At 31.4% G+C, this 23,804-nt stretch carries 23 protein-coding genes; 8 read left to right on the plus strand and 15 right to left on the minus strand.

Features of this window, described 5'->3' with window-relative positions; genetic code table 11:
• Positions 1 to 5 precede the first annotated feature (5 nt).
• Positions 6 to 431: a VOC family protein gene (locus ACYEKI_RS00255; RefSeq protein WP_459209133.1), complete on the plus strand. Its 426-nt coding sequence runs from the start codon at positions 6 to 8 to the stop codon at positions 429 to 431.
• A 72-nt stretch (positions 432 to 503) separates the two neighbouring features.
• Here ACYEKI_RS00255 and ACYEKI_RS00260 read toward each other — a convergent pair whose 3' ends face one another.
• The 9 genes from ACYEKI_RS00260 to mnmE all read right to left on the minus strand — a co-directional run bounded on the left by ACYEKI_RS00260 (position 504) and on the right by mnmE (position 9,544).
• Positions 504 to 1,679, minus strand: a complete 1,176-nt coding sequence (locus ACYEKI_RS00260; RefSeq protein ID WP_459209134.1) for an MBL fold metallo-hydrolase — start codon at positions 1,677 to 1,679, stop codon at positions 504 to 506.
• Complete coding sequence (locus ACYEKI_RS00265) at positions 1,642 to 2,310, minus strand: NAD-dependent epimerase/dehydratase family protein (protein ID WP_459209135.1); 669 nt, start codon at positions 2,308 to 2,310, stop codon at positions 1,642 to 1,644. Before ACYEKI_RS00265 ends, ACYEKI_RS00260 begins: the two co-directional genes overlap by 38 nt.
• Position 2,311: 1 nt before the next feature.
• A complete protein-coding gene (locus ACYEKI_RS00270; RefSeq protein ID WP_459209136.1) occupies positions 2,312 to 3,220 on the minus strand; it encodes a helix-turn-helix domain-containing protein in 909 nt (302 codons plus the stop codon).
• A 68-nt stretch (positions 3,221 to 3,288) separates the two neighbouring features.
• Positions 3,289 to 4,116, minus strand: coding sequence for an oxidoreductase (locus ACYEKI_RS00275; RefSeq protein WP_459209137.1), 828 nt, complete (start codon positions 4,114 to 4,116; stop codon positions 3,289 to 3,291).
• A gap of 129 nt (positions 4,117 to 4,245) precedes the next feature.
• Complete coding sequence (locus ACYEKI_RS00280; protein ID WP_459209138.1) at positions 4,246 to 4,605, minus strand: hypothetical protein; 360 nt, start codon at positions 4,603 to 4,605, stop codon at positions 4,246 to 4,248.
• A gap of 96 nt (positions 4,606 to 4,701) precedes the next feature.
• Positions 4,702 to 5,880, minus strand: coding sequence for a leucine-rich repeat domain-containing protein (locus ACYEKI_RS00285; RefSeq protein WP_459209139.1), 1,179 nt, complete (start codon positions 5,878 to 5,880; stop codon positions 4,702 to 4,704).
• Between the two features lie 38 nt (positions 5,881 to 5,918).
• Positions 5,919 to 6,689 carry a hypothetical protein gene (locus ACYEKI_RS00290; RefSeq protein WP_459209140.1) on the minus strand — a complete coding sequence of 257 codons (771 nt, stop codon included), beginning with the start codon at positions 6,687 to 6,689 and terminating at the stop codon, positions 5,919 to 5,921.
• 271 nt (positions 6,690 to 6,960) lie between these two features.
• Positions 6,961 to 7,923 carry a Fic family protein gene (locus ACYEKI_RS00295; RefSeq protein ID WP_459209141.1) on the minus strand — a complete coding sequence of 321 codons (963 nt, stop codon included), beginning with the start codon at positions 7,921 to 7,923 and terminating at the stop codon, positions 6,961 to 6,963.
• A gap of 229 nt (positions 7,924 to 8,152) precedes the next feature.
• Entirely contained in the window at positions 8,153 to 9,544 is a 1,392-nt protein-coding gene (mnmE, locus tag ACYEKI_RS00300; protein ID WP_459209142.1) for a tRNA uridine-5-carboxymethylaminomethyl(34) synthesis GTPase MnmE, read from the minus strand.
• Between the two features lie 346 nt (positions 9,545 to 9,890).
• Between mnmE and ACYEKI_RS00305 the strand changes: the two genes are divergently transcribed.
• Positions 9,891 to 11,792, plus strand: a complete 1,902-nt coding sequence (locus tag ACYEKI_RS00305) for a T9SS type A sorting domain-containing protein (RefSeq protein WP_459209143.1) — start codon at positions 9,891 to 9,893, stop codon at positions 11,790 to 11,792.
• A gap of 73 nt (positions 11,793 to 11,865) precedes the next feature.
• On the opposite strand, the gene ACYEKI_RS00310 is transcribed toward ACYEKI_RS00305, so the two are convergent.
• Complete coding sequence (locus tag ACYEKI_RS00310) at positions 11,866 to 12,246, minus strand: hypothetical protein (RefSeq protein WP_459209144.1); 381 nt, start codon at positions 12,244 to 12,246, stop codon at positions 11,866 to 11,868.
• Between the two features lie 471 nt (positions 12,247 to 12,717).
• Between ACYEKI_RS00310 and ACYEKI_RS00315 the strand changes: the two genes are divergently transcribed.
• Positions 12,718 to 13,056 (plus strand): DUF4870 domain-containing protein, encoded by a 339-nt coding sequence (locus ACYEKI_RS00315; protein ID WP_459209145.1) that lies wholly within the window; start codon positions 12,718 to 12,720, stop codon positions 13,054 to 13,056.
• 135 nt (positions 13,057 to 13,191) lie between these two features.
• Here ACYEKI_RS00315 and ACYEKI_RS00320 read toward each other — a convergent pair whose 3' ends face one another.
• From ACYEKI_RS00320 to ACYEKI_RS00335, 4 genes are all read right to left on the minus strand, one after another.
• Positions 13,192 to 13,662: a DUF1842 domain-containing protein gene (locus ACYEKI_RS00320; protein ID WP_459209146.1), complete on the minus strand. Its 471-nt coding sequence runs from the start codon at positions 13,660 to 13,662 to the stop codon at positions 13,192 to 13,194.
• A gap of 320 nt (positions 13,663 to 13,982) precedes the next feature.
• Positions 13,983 to 14,735, minus strand: coding sequence for a hypothetical protein (locus ACYEKI_RS00325; RefSeq protein ID WP_459209147.1), 753 nt, complete (start codon positions 14,733 to 14,735; stop codon positions 13,983 to 13,985).
• 266 nt (positions 14,736 to 15,001) lie between these two features.
• A complete protein-coding gene (locus ACYEKI_RS00330) occupies positions 15,002 to 15,598 on the minus strand; it encodes a pseudouridine synthase (protein ID WP_459209148.1) in 597 nt (198 codons plus the stop codon).
• The gene (locus tag ACYEKI_RS00335; RefSeq protein WP_459209149.1) at positions 15,588 to 17,888 is read right to left on the minus strand and encodes a type IA DNA topoisomerase; all 2,301 of its coding nucleotides are present in this window, start codon (positions 17,886 to 17,888) and stop codon (positions 15,588 to 15,590) included. Before ACYEKI_RS00335 ends, ACYEKI_RS00330 begins: the two co-directional genes overlap by 11 nt.
• Positions 17,889 to 18,091: 203 nt before the next feature.
• Between ACYEKI_RS00335 and ACYEKI_RS00340 the strand changes: the two genes are divergently transcribed.
• The 4 genes from ACYEKI_RS00340 (at position 18,092) to ACYEKI_RS00355 (ending at position 21,143) form a co-directional block, all read left to right on the plus strand.
• Complete coding sequence (locus ACYEKI_RS00340) at positions 18,092 to 19,159, plus strand: DUF4476 domain-containing protein (RefSeq protein WP_459209150.1); 1,068 nt, start codon at positions 18,092 to 18,094, stop codon at positions 19,157 to 19,159.
• A gap of 126 nt (positions 19,160 to 19,285) precedes the next feature.
• Entirely contained in the window at positions 19,286 to 19,957 is a 672-nt protein-coding gene (locus ACYEKI_RS00345) for a DUF6624 domain-containing protein (RefSeq protein WP_459209151.1), read from the plus strand.
• 189 nt (positions 19,958 to 20,146) lie between these two features.
• Positions 20,147 to 20,641 carry a hypothetical protein gene (locus ACYEKI_RS00350; RefSeq protein WP_459209152.1) on the plus strand — a complete coding sequence of 165 codons (495 nt, stop codon included), beginning with the start codon at positions 20,147 to 20,149 and terminating at the stop codon, positions 20,639 to 20,641.
• Between the two features lie 34 nt (positions 20,642 to 20,675).
• The gene (locus ACYEKI_RS00355) at positions 20,676 to 21,143 is read left to right on the plus strand and encodes a hypothetical protein (protein ID WP_459209153.1); all 468 of its coding nucleotides are present in this window, start codon (positions 20,676 to 20,678) and stop codon (positions 21,141 to 21,143) included.
• Positions 21,144 to 21,296: 153 nt separating this feature from the next.
• On the opposite strand, the gene aroB is transcribed toward ACYEKI_RS00355, so the two are convergent.
• Positions 21,297 to 22,364: a 3-dehydroquinate synthase gene (gene aroB, locus ACYEKI_RS00360; RefSeq protein ID WP_459209154.1), complete on the minus strand. Its 1,068-nt coding sequence runs from the start codon at positions 22,362 to 22,364 to the stop codon at positions 21,297 to 21,299.
• A gap of 265 nt (positions 22,365 to 22,629) precedes the next feature.
• Here aroB and ACYEKI_RS00365 point away from each other — a divergent pair, with 265 nt between their 5' ends.
• Complete coding sequence (locus ACYEKI_RS00365; protein ID WP_459209155.1) at positions 22,630 to 23,802, plus strand: proline dehydrogenase family protein; 1,173 nt, start codon at positions 22,630 to 22,632, stop codon at positions 23,800 to 23,802.
• Positions 23,803 to 23,804: the final 2 nt, after the last annotated feature.

A 23,804-nucleotide genomic window follows, 5' to 3' on the forward strand; every position in this document is an offset into this window, starting at 1 on the left:
AGCCTATGATAGGTAAACAAATCAAAGGTTTAGGAGAAATTATCCTTAGAGTAGAAGATATGGAAATTATGAAAAATTTCTACCAAGATATAATAGGGTTAGAACTCGTTAATGCTTCAGAAAATTATACTTTTTTTAAAATAGCCGAAGGTTATGGTGGTCATCAACAAACTTTGGCACTCTTTGCAAAAGCTAATGTAACTGCTTTTGGAGATACTATGGGAGCGATAGATCCGAAGCAAAGTAATTTACATCATTTTGCTTTAGAAATAGACAAGAAAGACTACGATGATATTCTTAATTATTGTAAAGAAGCTAATATTCCTCATGTAACCGAAGTTTTTGAATGGGTTAAATGGAAATCAATCTTTATTAAAGACCCAGAAGCTAATATTGTAGAATTTGTATGCTATGATGTAGCTATACTATAAAAGAGAGAGCAGGTAAGGGGTATTGCTCTCTCTTTCTCTTGGGGAATACTTAAAGGTATTATGGCTATGGGTTCATTGCCACCACTTAACTAGTGGACTTGCATCTTGTTTTATTTTTATAGGTGTCCCAATTTGAGGAACCATAATAGGCAATCCCAACATGGTACTCTTTGAGATAACGCGTTCAATAGGTTCTGTCCAACTATGCAAAGCCAACTTAAAGCCACCCCAATGTATAGGCATCATTTTTTTTGCATTTACATCTATTCCTGCTTGTGCTGTCTCTTCTGGAAACATATGTATATCAGGCCACATTTCGTTGTATTGACCACATTCCATTAATGCAATATCAAAAGGTCCATATTTCTCTCCGATCTCTTTAAAATGAGTGCTATATCCACTATCGCCACTAAAGAATATTTTAGATTCAGGTGTTTGAATTACCCATGAACTCCATAATGTAGATTGTCCGTTTGATAATTTTCTTCCAGAAAAGTGTTGTGCAGGTGTACACACAAAATTAAAAGTTTCAAAATTTACTTGCTGCCACCAATCCAATTCTGTAATACGTTCTTGTGGTACACCCCAGGCTTCAAGGTGAACACCTACGCCTAATGGAGTATAAAAATGTGTTACTTTATCTTTTAACTGCTGTATTGACTCATAGTCTAGGTGATCGTAATGATCGTGAGAGATCAAAACAGCATCGATTTTGGGTAATTGCGCTATAGTTATAGGTAATTCTTTGCTAAAACGTTCTCCACCCAGCAGTGGATGTGGAGCAGGAACTTTACCTAGCATAGGATCAATCAGCACATTATAATGTCCTGATTGTAATAAAAAAGTGGAATGTCCAAACCAGATTAAACGATCCTCTTCGATATTGTTATGCAAGGCAGAGGAATCAAATTTGTGTACGGGTATGCTTTTTTGTGGCCTTGTATTAGGTACCTTAGTAAAAAAGAATTTACGCGTCATCGTCATCATATCAGAAAAACTTGGGTCTTGAGGTACATCTTTGGTATTGACAAATTTTCCTTCTTTATATTGTTTTGATGTAGTATATAACTGTTGTCTTTTTTCAGAAATATCGCCACCAAAAGTAGGGTAGTAGCCCACAAACAACATATACGCTATAATAAATAGTGCGATAAGAGCACCTAATGTTATAAACATTCGTTTAGTATATTTTAATATTAATTGTAACATATTATTTTTTTCTTGCCAAAGCATTGATAGCTTTTGCATCTAAGTGTTTTTCGTGTTTTTGATGAAACAGACTATTAATCATAGCTTGACCAATACGGCTTGTTGTAGTAACCGAATCTCTATTTTTGAGCATAGAGAAAAATGGTTTCATTAAGAAATATACACCGTTATACCATCCTGTTCTCGATTTTATTCCTTTTTCAGGAATTATCATACCGGGTCTAAAAGCATAAGCATCTTTAAATCCTTGTAACAATACCATGTTTTCTGTTCTTCCTTTTACTCTTGCCCACATACTGTTTCCGATTTCAGTACTATCGGTTCCTGCTCCAGAAACATAATTAAAAACCATATTAGGATTGAGACTATATAATGTATCTACAAAAGCCTTAGTAGTTTGATATGTTATTTTTGTATAAATCTCTTCATTCATTCCTAATGCTGATACTCCCATACAATAAAAACAAGCATCTATACCAATCAAAAATTCTTCTAATGCTGTAATTTGTGTAAAATCATGTAATAGAAGTTCTTTTATCTTAGGATGAGTCATTCCTATAGCTTTACGATTTACCAGAATGATTTCCTCTATCTTTTCACTTTCTATACATTCTAGCAATACACCTTTTCCTACCATTCCAGTTGAACCAGTTATCAATACCTTCTTCATATCAATTCATCTTTCTATATTGAGCAGGACTTAATCCTGTTTGTCTTTTAAATAATTTACTAAAGTGTTGTGGATACTCAAATCCTAGATCATAGGCTATTTCGCTTATCGTCTCTGTTGTACCTAATAGCTTATTTTTTGCACTATTAATCACAAAAGAATAAATATGATCTTTGGCACTTTTTCCTGTCTCTTTTTTGAGTAAATCACTTAGGTATTTTGGAGACATTTGTAGTTGTTCTCCACAATATTTTACTGTAGGCACGCCTAATTGCGAAAGTTTTTCTGAAGTAAAATATTCTTTAAGCATCTGTTCAAAATCCGAAACTAAATCTTGATTCAAATTAGTTCTCACATAAAACTGACGATCATAATAACGATTACAATAATCTAGCAGCAATTCGATATTAGAAATGATCAGTTTTTGACTATGTTTATCAATGTTTTGCTGATATTCTTTCTTTATTTTTTCAATGATATCTGTTACGGTTTGTTGTTCATCTACAGATAAGTGTAATGCTTCATGAACTTCATAATCAAAAAAGTTATAGCTATCAATAGTTTTTCCTAACTCAGATTTGCGGATTAAATCTGGATGAAAAATGAGAAACCATCCTTTGGCATCATCTGCTATGGTTTTATTTTCTGAGGCTAACACCTGATTAGGTTTACTAAACACCATGGTCCCATCTTTAAAGTCATAAGAATTACGTCCATAATGCAATGCACCAGTAACACCATCTTTTAACGAAATCATATACAATTCTGTAGCAAAACGTACATTATCAAGCATAGGATCTGTTGTTAAATCCTTCATATACATTATAGAAATCAATGGATGCTTAGGAGATTCTAATTGAAGCATCTGATGTATTTCGGCTACACTTTTTATGGTGATAAGATTACTCATATGACATTATGAATTTATTTTTGATTATTATAAAAGTACATTAAACTTGAGATTCTTCGCTATTTCCTTTAGTTTGAAACATTTTTAATCATACGTACAATAGCTTTGTCAAACATACGGTCACTAAACCATTTTCTAAAAAACAAAGTTTGTCCTGCCATTTTACCTGCGGCATAACGTGTTTTAGGTTTACTGCTTTTTATAGCTTTAGAAATCACGGTAGCTATCACATTAGGATGTGAGAAATTACCTTTACTATAGGTATCTGCTGTAACTTTGATCATAAGCTGTGCCAGTTCGCTATATGCTCCTTTATCAGATTTTGAGAAATTTTCGTTAAGTACATCACCAAATTCAGTTTTAATAGCACCAGGTTCTACAATGACAACATCGATCCCAAACGGACTCACTTCTAAACGTAAACAATCACTCCATCCTTCAAGCGCATGTTTTGTAGCGTGGTACCATGCACCTAATGGGCTGTATATTTTTCCACCTATAGAACTTATATTGATGATTTTTCCGCTTTTGTGCTTACGCATGACAGGTAGCACAGCTTTAGTAATTTCGGCTAGACCAAAAATATTGACCTCAAATTGTCTTTTTGCATCCTCATAAGAAGTATCCTCTACAGCTCCCCAAATAGCAAAACCAGCATTATTTACTAAAACATCAATGCGTTGGTGTGTAGCTATGATTTTTTGAATTCCTTCTTCTATCTGCTCGTGTTGTGTAACATCCATGGCAATAGCAAATCCTCCTGCAGTAACGAGATCTTGCATTTTTTCAACCCTACGTGCTAGACCATATACGATATGTCCTTCACTAATAAGCTGTAATGCTGTTGCTTTTCCTATTCCTGAAGAAGCTCCTGTAACTAAAATCACCTTTTTCATGCCTTCACTTTTTAATTATGATGACAAAATTATGTTACAAGACCAGCTTAAATGTATATATTTTACTGTTTACTGTATACATTTTACCTATTTACATGAATAACACGTTTTTTAGACCTAAAAAACAATTTAGTTTAAGAGTTCATCTTTGGACTTTATCCTAAAACAACGTTCTTCTCCTAAGTATAAGGGATTACCAAATTCTTCTGACCAGAAACCATCCAAAAGATCTTTTGAAAGACATCTATAAACTACGGTTCCATTATAAATTTGATGATCATCACCTTGATAACTAAAGTTGATTACCAGAATATTATCCTTAAAAAAGCCATGACCGATTTGCTCTTGTTCTCCATGTATAAGCCATTTGGCTATAATTCTATTGTATTTGTCAAGAGAGAGTGTAAGTGTACCCTTATATGTTATATCTCCTTCATCTTGATTGCTACCTATGATTTGATATCTACCTACTAAATCTGCTATCGTCATTTAAATACTATTAAGGCTACTGATTTGAGTTTTCAAAAATAAAGCTTTAATCTCATTTATAAATTATTCACTGTTCTTTATTAAAGAGTAGTAGTTTTATCCTATATCAATTCCTAATTCTTTAAAAGAGTTTGTAACAGCTGTGTTTAATTCATCTGCTCTTATATAGACCTTACTTGGTGATAGGGTAATAGCTGTAGGTAATTTTATGGATTTTAATTTTGTTTGTTCTAGTATTAATTCTTCTAGTTGAGTATTTTTTGTAAGATCAATTTCTTTAATAGGACATTCTTTTACTCTTAAAGATGTTATATGTTTGTTATTAGATACATCTAATTCCTTAATAGGATTACGTTCAATAATAAAAGTTTTTAATTTTAAATTATGACTAAGATCAATTGTATTTAATTCTCCTTTTTCAATACTCAAAAACGTCAAATTAATATTCTTACTTAAATCTAAACTTTTATGTCCTACAACACTATCATCATCATCCCATTGCTTAAAATCTCCTCCTATAAAAAGTGTTTTTAGGTTAACATTATGTGTAAGATCAATTGAGGTGAATTTATTAGCTGTTATACTTAAATATTCTAAATCTTTATTAATGGAAAGATCTAATGCATCATATTGATTCCAGGTGATATTTAGTTTTTTTAGTTTTTTGAAATCACTTACATTCAATCTACCTTCACCTTCACAATTTTCTATTATTAATGTTTCTAAATTAGGTAAAGACGTATTCTTTTTTTGAAACCAGAAACGGCCAGAAGAACACGAAATTTCTTTAAGATGTTCCTTGTGTCCTAATTCAATCTCTAAGTATCCACCATGTTCAACATCTAATTTTTCAAGTTTTTCATTATTGGTTAAATCTATTTTTTCTAGATTACATAAATCCCCAATGTATAATGTTTTAAGATTCAGGTTATTTTCGAGCGTTATGGTATTTACATTGTCTAAACTCTGTAGTTTAAGTGTTTCTAAGACTATATTTTTTGAGAAATCAATTGTTTTAAGATATTCACTATCTCCTATGGTTATTTCCTTTAATTTTTTGTTATAGCTTAAATCTAATTCTTCTAATTCATAAGAAGTCATAGAGAGTATCTCAAGGTTGGGGAAATACTTTATTTCGTTAATCGAAATAAAATCATCACATGTTAATGTTGTTATCTCCTCAAGAGAATTTATGTTAAGACTGAATATATAATCTCTGAACTTATCATCTTTAAAATGAATTTGGGACAGTTTCTTTACATTTAAATTCTTCATGTTTGTTCTTTGAATTAATTTTTAAATAAAACTAGTTTCTATAAGATGGTAACTTTAAGATATGAAGTATTCTTTTCTAAATCTAAATCTGTCGTTCTGGGAATAATTTTTAAAACGAAAGCAGTACCATTTAACCATTTTATTTTTAAATCTTCTGCTGTTACTACTGCAGCTTCCCAATTTGAAAACGGTATATCAATGAGTTGATGAACTGTTCCATTATTTTCTTTTTTTATAATATTTAGATTTCCATCACCCATAATGTTATCATCAATATAGGCGATATAATTACCGAAAGGAGAAATCGTAGGGTGTTGCCTTAAATGAAAAAGTTTTTCTCCCGTTATAGAAGAATATAGTCGATACGGAGATTCATTGTCATCATCTGATACATACAGTAAAAAAGCCTCCATTTTGGGTATATTACCCAAATAATTTAACGAGTAAAACATATCCTTTTCTGCTGATAAGGTAATTTGCGAACCGTTATCCAACGTAATCTCAAAAGTATTAGAAGCTAAACTATCTATCTTATCAAGCTTTTTTTCAAGCGTTAAATTCTTATCATTTGGTATAGCATCAAAAGTTTGCTTACTAATAAGTTCTAATTTGATAAGTTCTTTAATATTAGGAACAAATTCGTTTGTATAAAGAAAAGTTGATAGGGTATCCTCAGCAGTCGTTTGCGTTAACCGTTTAGTATCATTAATTACAAGCTTATTATCAGATGGCGCATTTTGATTGGATTCTTTTTTACAAGAAATCAAAAAATGAAATATTAGAACTACCAGTGGTATATATCTATTCATATATAGTTTTTTAAGGTTAACTAAAGTAGTTATCCTATAAAATTAAGCATTACTATAGTAGTAGTTCTAAAAATAAAAAAATCTTACCCATGAATATGGTTATAAGATAGGGTAATAGTGTTATTATTTTTTAGTTATATATGAAGTTGTTTTATCTTAATAATCACTTCCCAATACAGAAAATGTAATCTCTTTATTTATATGTATTGTACGGTTTAAAGAAACAAATAAGGTACAAAAAGTACGTTTTAAAAAGTAAAATTAACTCGAATTAAGTCAAATTAAAATGATATTTGGTTAATCTTTTTTCTCCTGTTTTAGTCAAAATTTGTTGTTCTACAGCCCATTTCAAATCTCTACTTGCTGTTGCTTGACTAATATCTTTAAAATTTTGCAAATAATCTTTACGGCTAAACTGATTACTACCTATAATGTCTTTATATAATTCAATTCTATCTTGTGGTGTAAGGGTTCTGTTTTGCGTTTTTAAGAGATTTTCTAAAGATTGAAGTATAATATCAAGCATAAACTCAATAAATGGTGTAGAATGCCCTGATTTATCCGATACACTTAAAACCCTATAATACTCCTCTTGATTCTCTTTGATAAGTCTTTCTACGGGTAGAAATTCAAATACTGGGTATTGCTGCATTAATATCAAAGTTTGCCACAGCCTACCCATACGACCATTGCCATCTAAAAACGGATGTATGAATTCAAATTCGTAGTGAAACACACAACTTTTTATCAATAATATATCTTCATCGGTTTTAAGATAGCTAAATAAATCATTCATAAGTCCTTTTACTAAAGAACCAGTAGGAGCAAGGTGCTCTACCTTAGAACCTTTTACGATACCTACATTTTTTATTCTTAGCTTACCAGCATCTTCTATTAAACCTTGCATTAAAATGGAATGAGCCTTTTCTAAGTCAGTTAGTTTATTAGGATTAAACGTTCGTAACTGCTCATATACTTTTATAGCGTTTTGTACTTCTAAAATATCCTTTTGTGGAGCAATTACTCTTTTATCATTTAAAAGTGCTGTAATCTGTTCTTCTGTTAGCGTATTTCCTTCTATCTCTAATGATGATTGAATAGTTTTAATACGATTCTTTTTTCTTAGCTCAGTAGGAGGTTTGTACAGATGAGTAGCTTTTATTTCTCCTAGTTTTTCAGAAATAGCAACTACTAATTTTAAAATTTCATCTGTAATCTGATATGGTGGTTTCATTTTGTGATAGTATCATTTGATAGTATCACAAAAATATAGTTTTATAAGTATTGTAAATGTTTTGTTGTCATAATTTTTAGTTCAATTGGCTCTTTGATAATTTTATAATCCTTAGAAATATAAAAAGATTGTATTACAAAGAAAAGCAATAGAATAACCCAACAAATCTTTATTTAAAAGGGTTTTTAATATGTTTAGTAAAAGTTTGTTGTTTATTTATTTTGTATGGTTACTTCCCGATACAAAAATTAGCAAAGATATTCCCTAAAAGATCATCACTTGTAATCTCTCCTGTGATTTCTCCAAAAAAGTATAAAGCCTGTCTAATATCAATAGCCATTAGATCTCCAGATAATCCATTATCGATGCCATATTGCACCTTATCAATTTCTTCTAATGCTTTAACCAAAGAATCATAATGTCTAGAATTGGTTACTATGGTTTCGTCATTGCGTAATGCACCAGTGTTTACAAATTCTAATAAGCGATTCTTAAGTTCTTCGGTACCGATATTTTGTTTAGCTGATAATAAGAAAAGTTCTGCTATATGTTCTTGTAGATGAGTAGTTTCTTCTGCTGTAAGCTTATCTACTTTATTCGCAATAACGATTAATGGTTTTTGTGGATACTTATTTTTAATCTTATTGATTTCAACATTAATCGCTGCTATACCTGTGGCATCAATAGCACTAGAATCTATCAAATACATCACCACCTGAGCTTGTTCGATTTTTTCAAAAGTTTTCTGGATACCAATACTTTCTACAACATCTTTGGTCTCTCGTATACCAGCGGTATCAATAAACCTAAAACTTACTCCGCCGATGATAATTTCATCTTCTATCGTATCTCTGGTAGTTCCTGCAATATCAGATACTATGGCGCGTTCTTCGTTTAATAAGGCATTGAGTAGGGTAGACTTCCCTACATTAGGCTCTCCTACAATAGCAACCGGAATTCCGTTTTTGATCACATTACCTATAGCAAAAGAATCTATTAAACGTTTTAAGACTACCGTAATTCTTGAAATCAAATCTTGGAATTGCGTACGATTGGCAAATTCTACATCTTCTTCGGCAAAATCAAGTTCTAATTCGATTAAAGAAGCAAAATTTAACAATTCGTCTCTTAGGTTTTTGATTTCGTTACTAAAACCACCACGCATTTGCTGCATGGCTACTTTATGAGAAGCTTCAGAGTCAGATGCTATTAAATCGGCAACAGCTTCGGCTTGAGATAAATCTAATTTTCCGTTAATAAAAGCACGTAAAGTAAATTCACCTGCATTTGCCATTCTACAACCTTTACGCAACAATAACTGAATGATTTCTTGTTGGATATACGTAGATCCGTGACATGATATTTCTACCGTAGGTTCACCTGTATAAGATCTTGTTCCTTTAAATAGTGATACCAACACTTCGTCAAGCATACGATTACCGTCCATAATATGTCCCAAATGAATTGTATGGCTAGGTTGCTCACTTAATATTTTACCATTAACAGCTTTAAATAAAGAAGAGCACATAGCAATAGCCTCTTTACCAGAAACACGAATTACAGCAATTGCACCTGCACCAGATGCTGTAGCCAGCGCTACTATAGTATCATGTGAAATCATAGATCATCTACTTTGAATGCGCAAAAATATAGATTATAGTGCATATATTATCTATAATTGAAAAGGAATCATACTACCTACCGTAATAAAATACGGTAATTTGTTTTGTTTTTAAACATAACTATTTTACTTTTATATAGTTAGCATACCGAATTATCGCAAAATACTAGTACAGAAACCACACTAAAAGGGGAATGTTAGTGTAACTTTCTAAGGTAGTTTTACCATAAAATATATTTTAAAAGTAAAGGGATTTATACGGAATACTGGCTAAGCGTTTAACGCCAAAGCTTATATATTTTGTCAATACTTAATACCTTAATTATACGATTAAAATTTACTTTTTATGAAATCACTACACACAAACACATTTAAATTTAGGAAGTTTAATCTCTCAACATCTTTTCATTGCTATCTTGTTATAGCATTTTTTATGGTTTCGCTTTTCGCGAAAGCGCAAGAAGAATTACCTAGACATTATATCCCTTATAATGTAAGTATAAAATCTGATACAAATACTGCCAAAAATCAATCAGAAGAAATTACTGAAACCGTATCTGAAAATGGTGCTACATGGTTACGTTTATTCTTTGATGATGTTAATCTAGGTAACAATAGTACAATTACGATTACATCAAACTTAGATGGAGCAACACAAACACTTACAGCAGAGAGTTTAAAGAAATGGAAAAACTCTAGTGCTTATTTTAATGGAGATGCAGTAACAGTTACTTTAAATATTGCTGCTGGAGAAAGTGAAATCGGATTTACTATAGCCGAAATAGGAGTAGGTGAGCCTGACAATGATACACAACGTTCTCAATGTGGATCTGTAGATAATAGAGTAGACTCAACAGACGATGCTATAGGAAGAATTGTACCTATAGGATGTACAGGATGGATTATTACTAATGGTAAATTAGTAACCGCTGGACATTGTACAGGAAGTAGAGCACAATTAATCGAATTTAATGTACCTAAATCAAATCCAGATAGATCTATCGTTCATCCAGGACCAGAAGATCAGTATCCTATAGGTAACTTTATTACTGATTATGTACGAGGTCAACCCGCTACAGATTGGGCTGTTTTTACAGCTAGTGCTAATACACAAACTGGGCTTACTCCTATAGAAGCGCAAGGAAAATCATTTAACGTTGTGCAATCTAGTCCTGGTAATTCGATCACAATTACTGGTTTTGGGACAGATACAGGTATTGACAATCAAACACAGCAAACACATACAGGACCTACTGCTAGTGTAACCAATACTTTTGTTCGTTATCAAACAGATACTACTGGAGGAAATTCTGGTAGTCCTATCATCGATGCTGCTACAGGAAATGCTGTAGGAGTACATGCTTATGGTGGTTGTAGAACAAGCGGAACTGGAAGTAACTATGGTGCTAGAGCTACGATTACTGATTTTTGGGAAGCTATGGATCTAGGAGGTACTACTACTCCTCCAGATGGATGTACTACAATTGATTTTAATGATTTCCAGATCAATTCGTTCTCTAATCAAGATAGTGCAGGTAACTTTGTTATTCAAAACGGTGGAGCTTCTTTATCATTACAAAACAATACATGGAAGAGTATTAGCTATAATTATACTGTTACATCAAATACTGTTATTGAGTTTCAGTTTAGTAGTACCGCTCAAGGCGAAATTCACGCCGTAGGTTTTGAAGATAACAACTCATTGACGTCTTCTAGGTATTTTAGAGTATATGGTACACAAAACTACGGAGTAGGAAACTATGACAATTATCCTGGATCTGGTACAGTTACTTATACTATTCCTGTAGGGAATTTCTATACTGGAACTATGGATAGATTAGTATTTATTAATGATAATGATGCAGGTAGCGGAAACACTTCAGTATTTAGCAATGTTAAAATCTATGAAGGTTCTTGTGGAAGCTCATTAACTTCAGAAGAATTGGTTGCCGAGTTAGAGTCTGCAACGCCACTTTTAGGTGATGAGGATGAAGGAATCTTATCAAGTATTAAAGTAGTGCCTAATCCAGCTAGTGACGCGTTTTCTTTTTATTTAAAACGCTTAAATGGTGAAGAAGTTTCTGCTTCAATCTATACTATTTTAGGACAAAAGAAAGCAACTATTGCTTTGACTGAAGGTTTAAATACTTTTTCTGCTAGAGAAATGGCTTTAACTACAGGAATTTATCTAGTTAAAGTTGAATCTAATACAGGAGAAACAGTAACACAAAAATTAATCATCAAATAATCATCGTATTTGTTAAGGTATTAAGTTTTAATGGAGAAGCCGACTGTATAGTCGGCTTCTTTTATAATAAGGTTTATTTTTTTGAAAATATACCTTTTACTTTATCATAACCTGATTCGGCTCTTAAATCACAACTATCCAAAATAGCGTCGTATAATCTGTCATAATCTCCAGAAGCAATAGCTCCTTCATACGCATCATTAAACTCTTTTAATTGAGCTGTTAAAGCACATAAAAATGCAGCTTTTTGTTGTACTTCTTCATCTGTAGACGTTCCGTTTGTCTTTTTTCCAGATTCTGCTAATTCTTTTATAGACTCTGGATTTATCTTAAATCCTTCACCCACATAAAACTTAATTAAACGTCTTTTTAAAAAACCACCAACCCATACTTTTCTTCTTGCTTCTGGGACTAATTTTAATGCACTAACGATATCTTTTGCTGCTATTGGCATATGTTAACTTTTATGATTTCTTACTCTTTTATTAATAGGCTTTTCAGATTCCGCCTGTTGTTATAAGAAAAGATAGTAGCTACTTAATCGAATATCCTTCTCTTATTACCACAGGCACAAAGTTGTAATATGTAATAGTTATAATTTGTCTTAATGACACCAACAGTAATTTAAGAATCATAAACAGTAGTATTAATGTCATAAAGTTTTTATATCATGTATAATCTAATTATTTAGGGATAGTTTATAACAAGCTTCTGATAGTAACACTAAAACTTAAAAGTAAATAGCTAATAATATTAGGAAAAAAGTATGTTTTGTCGAAAACCTCATGTTATCGAATAATTTTTTTCACAAATAAATGTTAAAAAAGATTAAAATACTGTAACAAAACTAAAGCATTATCGTCATGTAGATGTAATGCTAATTTAATTAGCAATTTTGTAATCAATAACCAAAAAAAGTAAAACCATGAGAAACGATAATCAATTTTTAGTCATAACCCATTTATCACAATTATTAAGTTTAATGACCGGAGTAGGAGGTTTTATAGTTCCGTTAATACTATGGATCACACAAAGAGATAAAGTAGTAGATATGGATGACCACGGAAAGCAAATTTTAAATTTCCAGATCAGTATGTTTATTTATAGTCTTATCTGTGTACCGTTGATTTTATTAATAGGTCTAGGTGCTTTGGGATTAATCGCTATAGGAATCATCACTATCGTTTTTCCAATTCTTAATGCTATAAAAACAAGTAATGGAGAGCATCCATATTATCCCATGACGATGAATATCATCAAATAAGGATAGTATTCTATATATAGTGAGGAACCAAAATGTCTTAAGAAATTAAGGGTTTTGGTTTTTTTATGCATAAAAAAAAGCAACAGTAGTAATTACTGTTGCTTAATGATAATGAAAAAGTAAGTTAAAATGTGTTTATGATAACGCTGGTTCTTTTGCTATTTCAAATGAATTTACTGCTTGCACATAAAAGTCATTAGCTTCTTGCCAATTTCCGTTAGGATCTCTGTATTTAAAATTTGCACGTCCTGTTTGCCAATCATCTTCTAGCACCATACGCAATTCAAAATTAGGTTGTAATTGTAGTCCGTGACCTGCTCCATCTGGCCAGTGAATATCTGGAAAACCAGTAGCAGTTACCAAAATATGTGAGTTATTAGGCATTACCGTTAAATACGTATAATTTCCAGATACTTTACTGTGTTGATCTAGTGGTGGGTTAGTTGCTTGAGTAATATGTGCTATACCACTTACTGTTTTTCCTGGAGTATATACCGCAAGGCTTAAATTTAATCTTACATCTCCTACTATTGGTTGATCAGGTCTTCCAATTCTTACTTCATAATTAACGTGAAACAATCCTAATTGTTTTTTCTCTGTTGACATAATTGATTTGTTTTGTTTGAATATTTTTTAACATGCAAACACTCAAAATATAGTATCGCGATAATCATTAAGTAATTGCTATGCTAAGGTAATCAATGTGTAACCCAATTTATTGAGGTTTGTAAATCAACTATTTACGGACTTAACTTTAGGCTAAAGAAAGAAGATTTATGCTTGTAGGTTTATTCTGTATTTTTCGATATTATGAATGAATTTTATAAATCATAACATACTCATAACTTAATATTTACATTTAATTAAACAAAAAAGAAGGCTATAAAAGCCTCCTTCTTAATTATATCGTAATACTAAACTTAATATTAAAGTTGTTGTAAAATGATGTTTGAATCGTCAGAATTTTGCTGAGAATCAATGTTCATCCATACAAATTGTCCTCCATTACCAAATAATGGATTAGTAATTGTTTGTGGTTGTCCTGATTTAGGCTTTACAATTGTAAAATCTTTATTTTCTGTAACACTTCCTATTCCTGTTACAAAAGCTTCAGCGTTTGGTCCTGGATTAACAATAAAAACTGTAGCTTGGTTTTCTATAAACTGAATACTCATAAACTGAGTTCTGTTGCTGTTGATAGTAAGGTTATACCATTGAGAAGAAGGTACTCTGTAATATCTTCTGAACTTGTCAAAAGGCATGTTCTCGTTAATTGGCATTTCTTGATTAATTAATCCAGCAGTATTAATAGGCATACCTACACTACCAATCCAAGTATCAACTGCATTTGAACCACTACCTTCATCAGTTTTAATAGATACAGAAACAGTATTAGTTTCACTTCCAGAAACTAAAGCAACAGATGCTAACCCATTGTTTCCTGTAGTACCAGGTACTTTTATTGTTACAGGTAAACTACCATTACTCCAGTTTACAATAACATCAATATCGTGATCACTTTGACTAGCATTGTAAAAGAATATTCCGTATAACTGACCTGCCTTTAATCCTTCACAAACAGCTGTTTGTTGATCTCTAAGAGTGATTCTTTGTCCTCCGTCCCAGTTAATTTCATTATTAGTTCCAATAACTGATTGATGTTTAACTTGTACTTCCATTTGATTTTGTTTTAGTATTTGTAAAGTTGTTTGAATTTCGCTGCGATATTGATCAATAATTGCAATACTAAATTACAGCATATCAACACGATACACTTACGGAAAGCTTAGCCTAAAACTACGGACTTAACTTTAGGGTTAAAATGGGGGCTTCGTACAAGTTTTTATAAAAAGGAATTAGGTGTATTTTACGGTAAAAAGGATACACATTAACTTTTTAGTAATACGTTATTTATAATTATTTTAAATAGCTATTTTACAATCAATTATAACATAAAAGAATTCATTTCTTCCCATTCACCAGGTTGCATTTTGCCTATGTGTAAATGACCAACACGCACTCGAACTAAACGTAAGGTAGGATATCCCACTGCAGAAGTCATTTTTCTAACTTGTCTAAACTTCCCTTCGGTTAGGGTTACAGCTATCCATGTAACAGGGCCATGACGCATATCTCTAATCTTCTTTTTTCGCTCTGGCAACTCTGGAATTTCGTTTAAACGTTCAACTTTACATGGTTTTGTTAAGTATTTTTTTCCGTTAATGCCTATTTGAACACCATCACGCATACTTTGAATCGCTTCGTCAGTAATAGCTCCGTCAACTAATGCGTAGTATTCTTTTTCTACTTTTCTACTATTGATATAATTACTCACTTTACCATCTGTGGTAAGCAATAATAATCCTTCAGATTTTTCATCTAATCTTCCTATAGACATAGTACCTTCTGGAAAACTGTGTAATTCTCCTAATAAGCGTTTTGAATTTTGCTTTTGTCCATTATTAATAAACTGACTTAAGTAGCCATAAGGTTTATATAGCATAAAATGACGATGGGGTAGCGGTGAAGTACTATTTTCCATTAATGAGTTTGTAAACTAATTCTTTTGTTAATTGTTGCCCTTGGGCATTAGCTTTTAAATTTTCAAAGGTATATCTAAAATTACATCCTTCTTTATATGCACTACATCCATATGCAGTTTTACCTTTTACAACAGTTCCTTTGGTACACTTGGGACAAGGAATAGGATCTGGAATACTTATTTTTTCCTTTTTAAGACCTACTTTCTTTTTTTCAAAAACTAATTTAAATTCATCGTCAAATCGCATAAGACCTTCTACAGTTTCATTTTCAGATTTAAATCCTTTTAGATTAACTGTACATCCTTTTTCTATCAATCTTAAGTATTGCTTTTCAGAAATTTTCTTTTGCATAAAGGCAAATGGCAATACAAAATCACAACCTGCTTTAAACCCACTACAACCATAAGCTTTCTTACCTTTTAACAAATTGTTTTTATTGCACTTAGGACATTTAACTTGAAGTATATCTTTAGTGTCTTTTTTTGCTTTTACAGGCTTTGTTGGAGCACTTGTGGTATGGCTTATATTGGCTCTATGTGTTTCCATACGTACTTCATAAACCAATTGATCAACCATTTGCTTCATCCCCTTGATAAATCCTCTGGCTGGGTAATTTCCTCTTTCAATTTCTTTTAATTGTTTTTCCCATCTACCCGTCAATTCTGCCGATTTTAATAATTTATTCTGGATGGTATCGATAAGCTGTATACCTGTTTGTGTTGGTAATATTTGCTTTTTATTACGCTCAATATACTTTCGTTTAAAGAGTGTTTCTATAATATTAGCACGTGTTGATGGTCTACCTATACCATTCTCTTTCATTAGATCCCGCATTTCTTCATCATCAACTTGCTTACCGGCTGTTTCCATTGCTCTCAATAAAGAGGCTTCGGTATATTGTTTTGGTGGTTTTGTTTCTTTTTCTAGAAAAGAGGGTTCATGAGGACCTTTTTCTCCTTTTATAAATTCAGGTAAGATTCCGGATTCTTTTTTGGTTGCATTGGGATTTTCAAAAACAACTCGCCATCCTTTTTCTAAAATGACCTTTCCAGTAGTTTTGAAAGAAACATCTCCAGCTTTTCCTATTACAGCAGTATTAGCAACTATACATTCGTCATAAAAAGCTGCAATAAATCGCTTGACAATACTATCGTATACCAATTGTTGATTGTACTGTAAATTGATTTCTACTCCTGTAGGTATAATCGCATGGTGATCGGTTACTTTTTTGTCATTAAAGACCTTTGCTGATTTTTTAATTTTCCCTTGACTTAAAATAGGAGTGATCAAAGGTTCATACTTAGATAGTTGGTTTAGAATCCCTGGTACCTTAGGATAAATGTCATTTGGTAAAAATGTGGTATCAACTCTAGGATAGGTAATTACTTTTTGTTCATACAATCGTTGAGCTATTTTTAAGGTTTCATCTGCCGATAGTCCAAATTTTGTATTGCAGTATACCTGTAGCCCCGTTAAATCAAATAATTTAGGTGCATATTCTTTACCTTTCTTTTTGGTAATCGATACAATTTCAAATTCGTGTTGCTTTACTTTTTCTGCAAAAGCTTCTCCTTCTTCTTTCTTTAAAAAACGGCCTTCTTCACAATTAAAAGTAGTTTCCCTATATAAAGTTTGTAACTCCCAATATGCTTGTGGTTTAAAATTTTGAATTTCTTTAAAACGATGTACCAGCATCGCCAGCGTGGGAGTTTGTACTCTCCCTATAGATAATACTTGTTTATAACCTCCATGCTTAACAGTATACAAACGTGTAGCATTCATCCCTAATAGCCAATCTCCTATAGCTCTAGAGAATCCTGCATAGTATAAATTATCATATTGTGTCGCTGGGTATAACTTTTCAAAACCTTCTTTTATAGCTTCTGTCGTTAATGACGAAATCCATAAACGTTGTACTTCTCCTGTATAACCTGCTTGTTCTATAACCCAACGCTGAATTAATTCTCCTTCTTGACCTGCATCGCCACAATTAATAACAATATCTGCTTGCTTAAAAAGGTTTTTTACAATATTAAATTGTTTTTGAATTCCTGAATCTTCCACTACTTTGGTTTTAAACTTTTCAGGAAGCATAGGCAGGTTATTTAAATCCCAACTTTTCCAATGAGGTTTATAGTCGTTAGGTTCAAAAAGTGTACATAAATGTCCAAAAGTATAGGTAACGGCGTATCCATTGCCTTCAAAATATCCATCTCGCTTTGTTTTAGCTCCCAAAACAGCAGCAATTTCGCGGGCTACACTAGGTTTTTCGGCTATGCAAACTTTCATGAATACTTAGAGTTTTTCTGGGTTTTTATATCGACAAAAATAGGAAAATTAAGATATAATTATGATTTTGGCACGGATTCTGTTTAATTAGATTCCAACAAACAAAAACACTAGTGTAATTAAAAAACGTTAAACATAATGAGCTTTAATATTTTCCGTTAAGGAAATGGTGATTTGACTCAATGAATTAAAACCAAGACGATATGAAAAAATTCTACTTACTTTTAGCAATATGCCTTATGAGTGTAGTTGCTATACAAGGTCAAAAAGATCTAAAAGCCGAAAAAGAACTCTCTAAAATGAGATCCTCTATTCAAGCAGAAAAGAATAGTGAGAGGCAATTGTCATCTTCTATCAACTTTTTTCATCGTCGCAGAGGAACCACTACTAGAGATTTAATAGAAATAGCAAGGTTAATGCCTAATGATAGATCAAAGTTTAAACTATCTGCTAGGGTATATCCTAATATAGTTGATAAACAAAACTTTTTTAATGTATTCAACATTTTTGAGAGATTCTCTTTTGCGATCAAGCTATATCACGAAACGATAGCCAAAGAACGTGTAATTATAGTGGATGAAGAGGTTGATCCACATAGTCATATAGATTTTCCGGATGCTAGACGTTATAGAGGGCGTAACGGTATCAATTGTAGAAGACCTATGAGTGATCGTAATTTTGATAGTTATATTACGAATTTACGTTTACCATATGATGAAAAAGAACGTTTACGTTTTATCAAGCAAGAAGTATTACGTACTTGTTTTTCTACAGCTCAAGTAATGAAGTTAGGATTAGAGTTAGATCTTGAGCGTGATAAGTTAAGCTTTTTAAAATTTGCTTCTAATAGAGTATATGATCTTGGACATTTTGATGCAGCTGCTCAAATTTTAAATCACAGCTATTATAAAGAAGAATTATTACGTTTTATCAATCGTGATGTTGACCAGATAGAAGAAATCGAAATAATTGAAGAAGTTTGTGTTGTTGATGCAGATGAGTTTAGATTCGTACAACAAAGTCTAGATGCTGAACCTTTTAGAGATAATAAAAGAAAATTAGCACAAAAATTGATTAGTAAGCATTGTTTTGATATGCCACAATTACGTATCATTTTTAATAAATTCAATTTTGAAGATGATCGTTTGAAATTGATGATTTTTGCATACGATTATGCTCCAGAACCTAGAAAGATGTATCAATTTAGGAATTTATTAAAATTTAGAAGCAATCAACAAAAATATGATCGTTTCTTGATAGACAAACAATAAGATCTTTTTATGACTAATATAGAAACTCACTTGTAATAAATATACAAGTGAGTTTTTTTATACTCTGATGCAACTAATTTTTAATTCTCTTGTCTTTATATTAAATCAATATTGAAAAACACTGATATGAATAGAATACTAATGCTTCTTTTATTTACAATCACATTAAGTAGTTATAGTCAAGAAACTTCAAAAAATAAGAAATCACAATTCAATCAAGAAATATTAAACGAACTAGAACAATTATTTAAAATTGATCAGATTGCTGCTGGTGTTCAAAAAGGAAGCTATAAAAAACTTTCTGAAAAAGAATGGAACTCTTTTAAGGACAGCGTGTTTGTTAGTAATCAAAAAAGAATTGAAGCCCTGTTTAATCAATATGGCTTTTTAGGATATGACTTGGTAGGAGAACGTGGTTCTAGTATTTTTTGGACTCTGATTCAACATCTTGATCATACACCAGCATTTCAAAAAAGAGTATTAGCAAAGATGAAAATTGAAGTGCTTAATGGAAATGCAAAACCTTCAGACTATGGATATCTTGTAGATCGTGTACAAATCAATACAGGTAAACAGCAAGTTTATGGTACTCAAGTTGATTATAACTGGAAAAAATGCCAAGCATACCCTATAAATCTAAAGGATAGTATTCATGTCAATACTAGAAGAACCCAAATAGGATTAGCGCCTCTTGAAGTATATCTTAATGAGATGTCGCAATTTCATTTTGAACTCAATAAAGAAGCTTTTTTAAGCTTGGGAATAACAGAACCGACATTGTATACCATTAAAAATTAATAGTATTACAATCATTTTTCTATTTCCACTATATTTGAAAGTAGTACTTAATTAATACTCAGAAATATTAAAAAACAAAAAAACATTACTACCGAAAAATTCACTAAGATTTATTCAGATGATGGCATTCTGATCTATCATTGGAATAAATTAGATAATATTATTTTCAAATATTATCTAACTGGTGAATTGAAAAGTATAAAGTACTTAGATAGTCAGCTTTTAGTTATACAAACTAAAAGTGGTAAATCGATTTCTAATAAGGCTACTGATATAGAAAAGAGAGCATTTTTTCAAGAAAATTTATGTGATTTATTAATTGAAAATGATGAAGAAATTGAATATCAGATTATGATTTGGTTTAGGAAAATCAACAAAATAGATTTTGATTATTCGATCGAAGTACTGAACAAATTAATTCAATCAAAAAACAATACTATGAAGGTTCTAGCAATCGAGGTTGCTGGATCAAATTACTTTGAGAAATGTAGCGATAGTATTAGAGCAGAATTAAATAATAAAACAAAAATTAATAGATACAGCGGACTTCAATGGGATGATTTTGAATCCAATGAATTTGATGTTCTATATTCAACTAAAAATATTTCCGAATTAGCTAAAGAAGCATTGAAATTAATAGAATCTAAAAATAATAATACAAATAATAGTAGCCTGAGTACTTGAAAAAGTGTATTGGTATTTTTAAACTTTGAACTGAATGAGAATATTTCCCGAAAACGATTATTCAATCGAATTAAATAAAGATAGTTCATTAGCTATATCAGAATTAGAAAATCAAACTTTGTTGAAAGAACAATATGTTTCAAACTGGAATAATCAAGTATTTATAGGAGAAATTAAAAATGATTCGTTTGAAATAAAACTTTCAAAAAAATTAATTGGAGAAATTTGTGTTCTGAAAGGTAAATTGAAAAATAAGAAAGGAATTTTGAAAATTAAAACTGGTAGAATTTTTAAAGTCCTTTTTATAACGATAGTTCTATTTGTGATTTCAGGAATAATTACTGCAATAATTCAAAATAAATTAGAAGTGATATTTCCTCTTGTTATGACAATTCTAGTTATGAGATTTATTTTTTTAGAAATAGGCTTTCGAGTTATCTCTAAAAGTGGAATTAATAAATTGACTGAAATAATTGGAATAACAGAATTAAAAAAGCGTTGAACAACGAAGTAGAATGTTATTAACTTAAAGAGGATTCAGAAACTCTCATTTATCAGACTTTCACTTTCTATTAGAAAACAAATCATAACTTAAGAAAAAAGGTAATATGAATTAAAATCATATTACCTTTTTTTATATCGATTCAACTTTATTTTAATTTAAGTAATAGTCAAAAGAAGCTAGCAATAATTTTTCCTCTACTACACAATCAATTTTCGTATCTCCTATTGCTGTAAGCAATACAAAATTGATATTACCATTGCTATTTTTCTTATCGTGTACCAATAGTTTTAATATTTCTTTACGATCTTCATCTGGAATAGTAATCTTTGGAAAAGTAGCCAAAATAACTTCTTTTATTTCGTCTAGTTGTTCTTTTGATAAGGATAAAAGTTCGGCAGAAATATAAGCTTCCATAATCATTCCTACAGCAATTGCTTCGCCATGTAACAATGTTTCTCTCTCTGGATGGGTTAAATAATAAGATTCTACAGCATGACCCAAAGTATGTCCGTAATTTAATATTTTACGTAATCCTTGTTCTGTAGGATCTACAAGCACAACTTCGTTTTTAATCACAACAGAATCATAAATAAGTTGTCCTAGATCATTCAATGTAAGATTTGACAAATCTTTGAGTTTATTCCAGTAAGCTTTATCCTTAATTAACCCGTGTTTTAGCATTTCAGCTAATCCGCTACGCATTTGATTAGCAGGGAGTGTTGTTAAATATTCGGTATCAACTAAAACCATCTCTGACTCACTAATGACACCTACTTGATTTTTAAGATTTCCTAGATCAACACCCGTTTTACCACCTACAGAAGCATCTACCATAGCTAATAAGGAAGTAGGAACATTGATGTAGTTGATTCCTCTTTTAAAAGTACAAGCTACAAAACCACCTAAATCAGTAACTACACCGCCACCTAGATTAATCATTAAACTTTTACGGTCTGCGCCTAACTCTGATAAAACATTCCAAACTCCAGTACAAGTTTCTATCGTTTTATGAATTTCGCCAGCTTCAATTTCAATAACTTCGATCTCATAATCTCCTTCGATCTTGCTCATTAAATAAGACAAACAATATTCGTGTGTATTACTGTCTACAAGAATAAATATCTTGGAGTGATTTGCTTGGGTTAAATACTGATTTAACTGTACATAGCATTCTTGCTGGAAGTATACTACAGAGTCTTTAGAAACTATAGGTTGCATAAAACGATTTTTGGCGTGAAAATAAGCAGAATTTATAATAAAATAAACTTACAACTCCTATATTTGTGCATATCTTAATAGATACTATTAAATATTAATAAAAACCTAATTAAGATCAGTTTTTATCTCAAAAATTGATGATATTTTTATAAAATATTTTGTTAGGTTTGACCAAAATTATGATGTGCTTATATAACTATAGATCATTTTAATTGATTGCTCTGTAGTTTAAATTAACTGTGATACGATTAACAAAGTGTAACTAATGAAAAACACCACTATTTTTGACAACACTGAGATTGCTTTTTCTCTTAAAAGTGATTCTGAGTTAGAAAGAGCTTATTTTTTGTTTAAAATGATCTCAAACGAACCTTTGGTTCGCATTGGTACCGCAGTGACCAATTTTGCTTTAAAAGCACATTTACCTGTAAAGGGATTGATACGTGCTACCGTTTTTGATCATTTCTGTGGCGGAGTTAGCGAAGAAGACTGTATTCCTGTAATAGATAAAATGTATACTAAAGGAGTAAGTTCTGTACTTGATTATTCTGTAGAAGGAAAAGAGGAAGAAGCCCAGTTTGATGAAGCTTTAGAAAAAATATTGCATATCATCGAGTTTGCAGACGAAAAAGATGCCATTCCTTTTGGGGTATTTAAACCTACAGGATTTGGTCGTTTCTTAATCTGGCAAAAAAAGACAGAAGGTACACCTTTAACTAGTGAAGAAGAGCAGGAGTGGGATCGTATTGTGGAACGTTTTGATAAGGTTTGTAAAAAAGCTTATGACTGTGATGTTGCACTTTTGATTGATGGAGAGGAAAGCTGGATGCAAGATGCAGCAGATGACCTAGTAACCGAAATGATGCGTAAATACAATAAGGAAAAAGCTATTGTATATAATACCTTACAATTATACCGTCATGATCGTTTTGAGTTCTTAAGAAAATTACATGCACAAGCAAAAGTAGAAGGATTTAAAATTGGTGTTAAGATCGTACGTGGTGCTTATATGGAAAAAGAGATCGAAAGAGCTCAAGAAAAAGGATATCCATCGCCAATTTGTAAAGACAAAAATGCTACAGACGAGAATTTTAATACTACCCTAAAATATATTTTAGAGAATGTAGAAGATATCGCGGTATTTATTGGTACACATAATGAATACAGTAGTGCTTTGGCTATAGATCTTATGAAACAATTAGGTATTGCCAAAGATGATTTTAGAGTTTGGTTTGGTCAATTATATGGAATGAGTGATCATATTAGTTTTAATGTTGCTGATCTAGGCTATAATATTGCCAAGTATTTACCATTTGGACCAGTAAGAGATGTGATGCCCTATTTGATACGTAGAGCAGAGGAAAACACTTCTGTTGCAGGACAAACGAGTAGAGAATTAAACCTATTATCTACAGAAAAGAAACGTAGAAAGTTATAATT

Source organism: Aquimarina rhabdastrellae (genome assembly GCA_947387485.1).
Classification (GTDB): Bacteria; Bacteroidota; Bacteroidia; order Flavobacteriales; family Flavobacteriaceae; genus Aquimarina.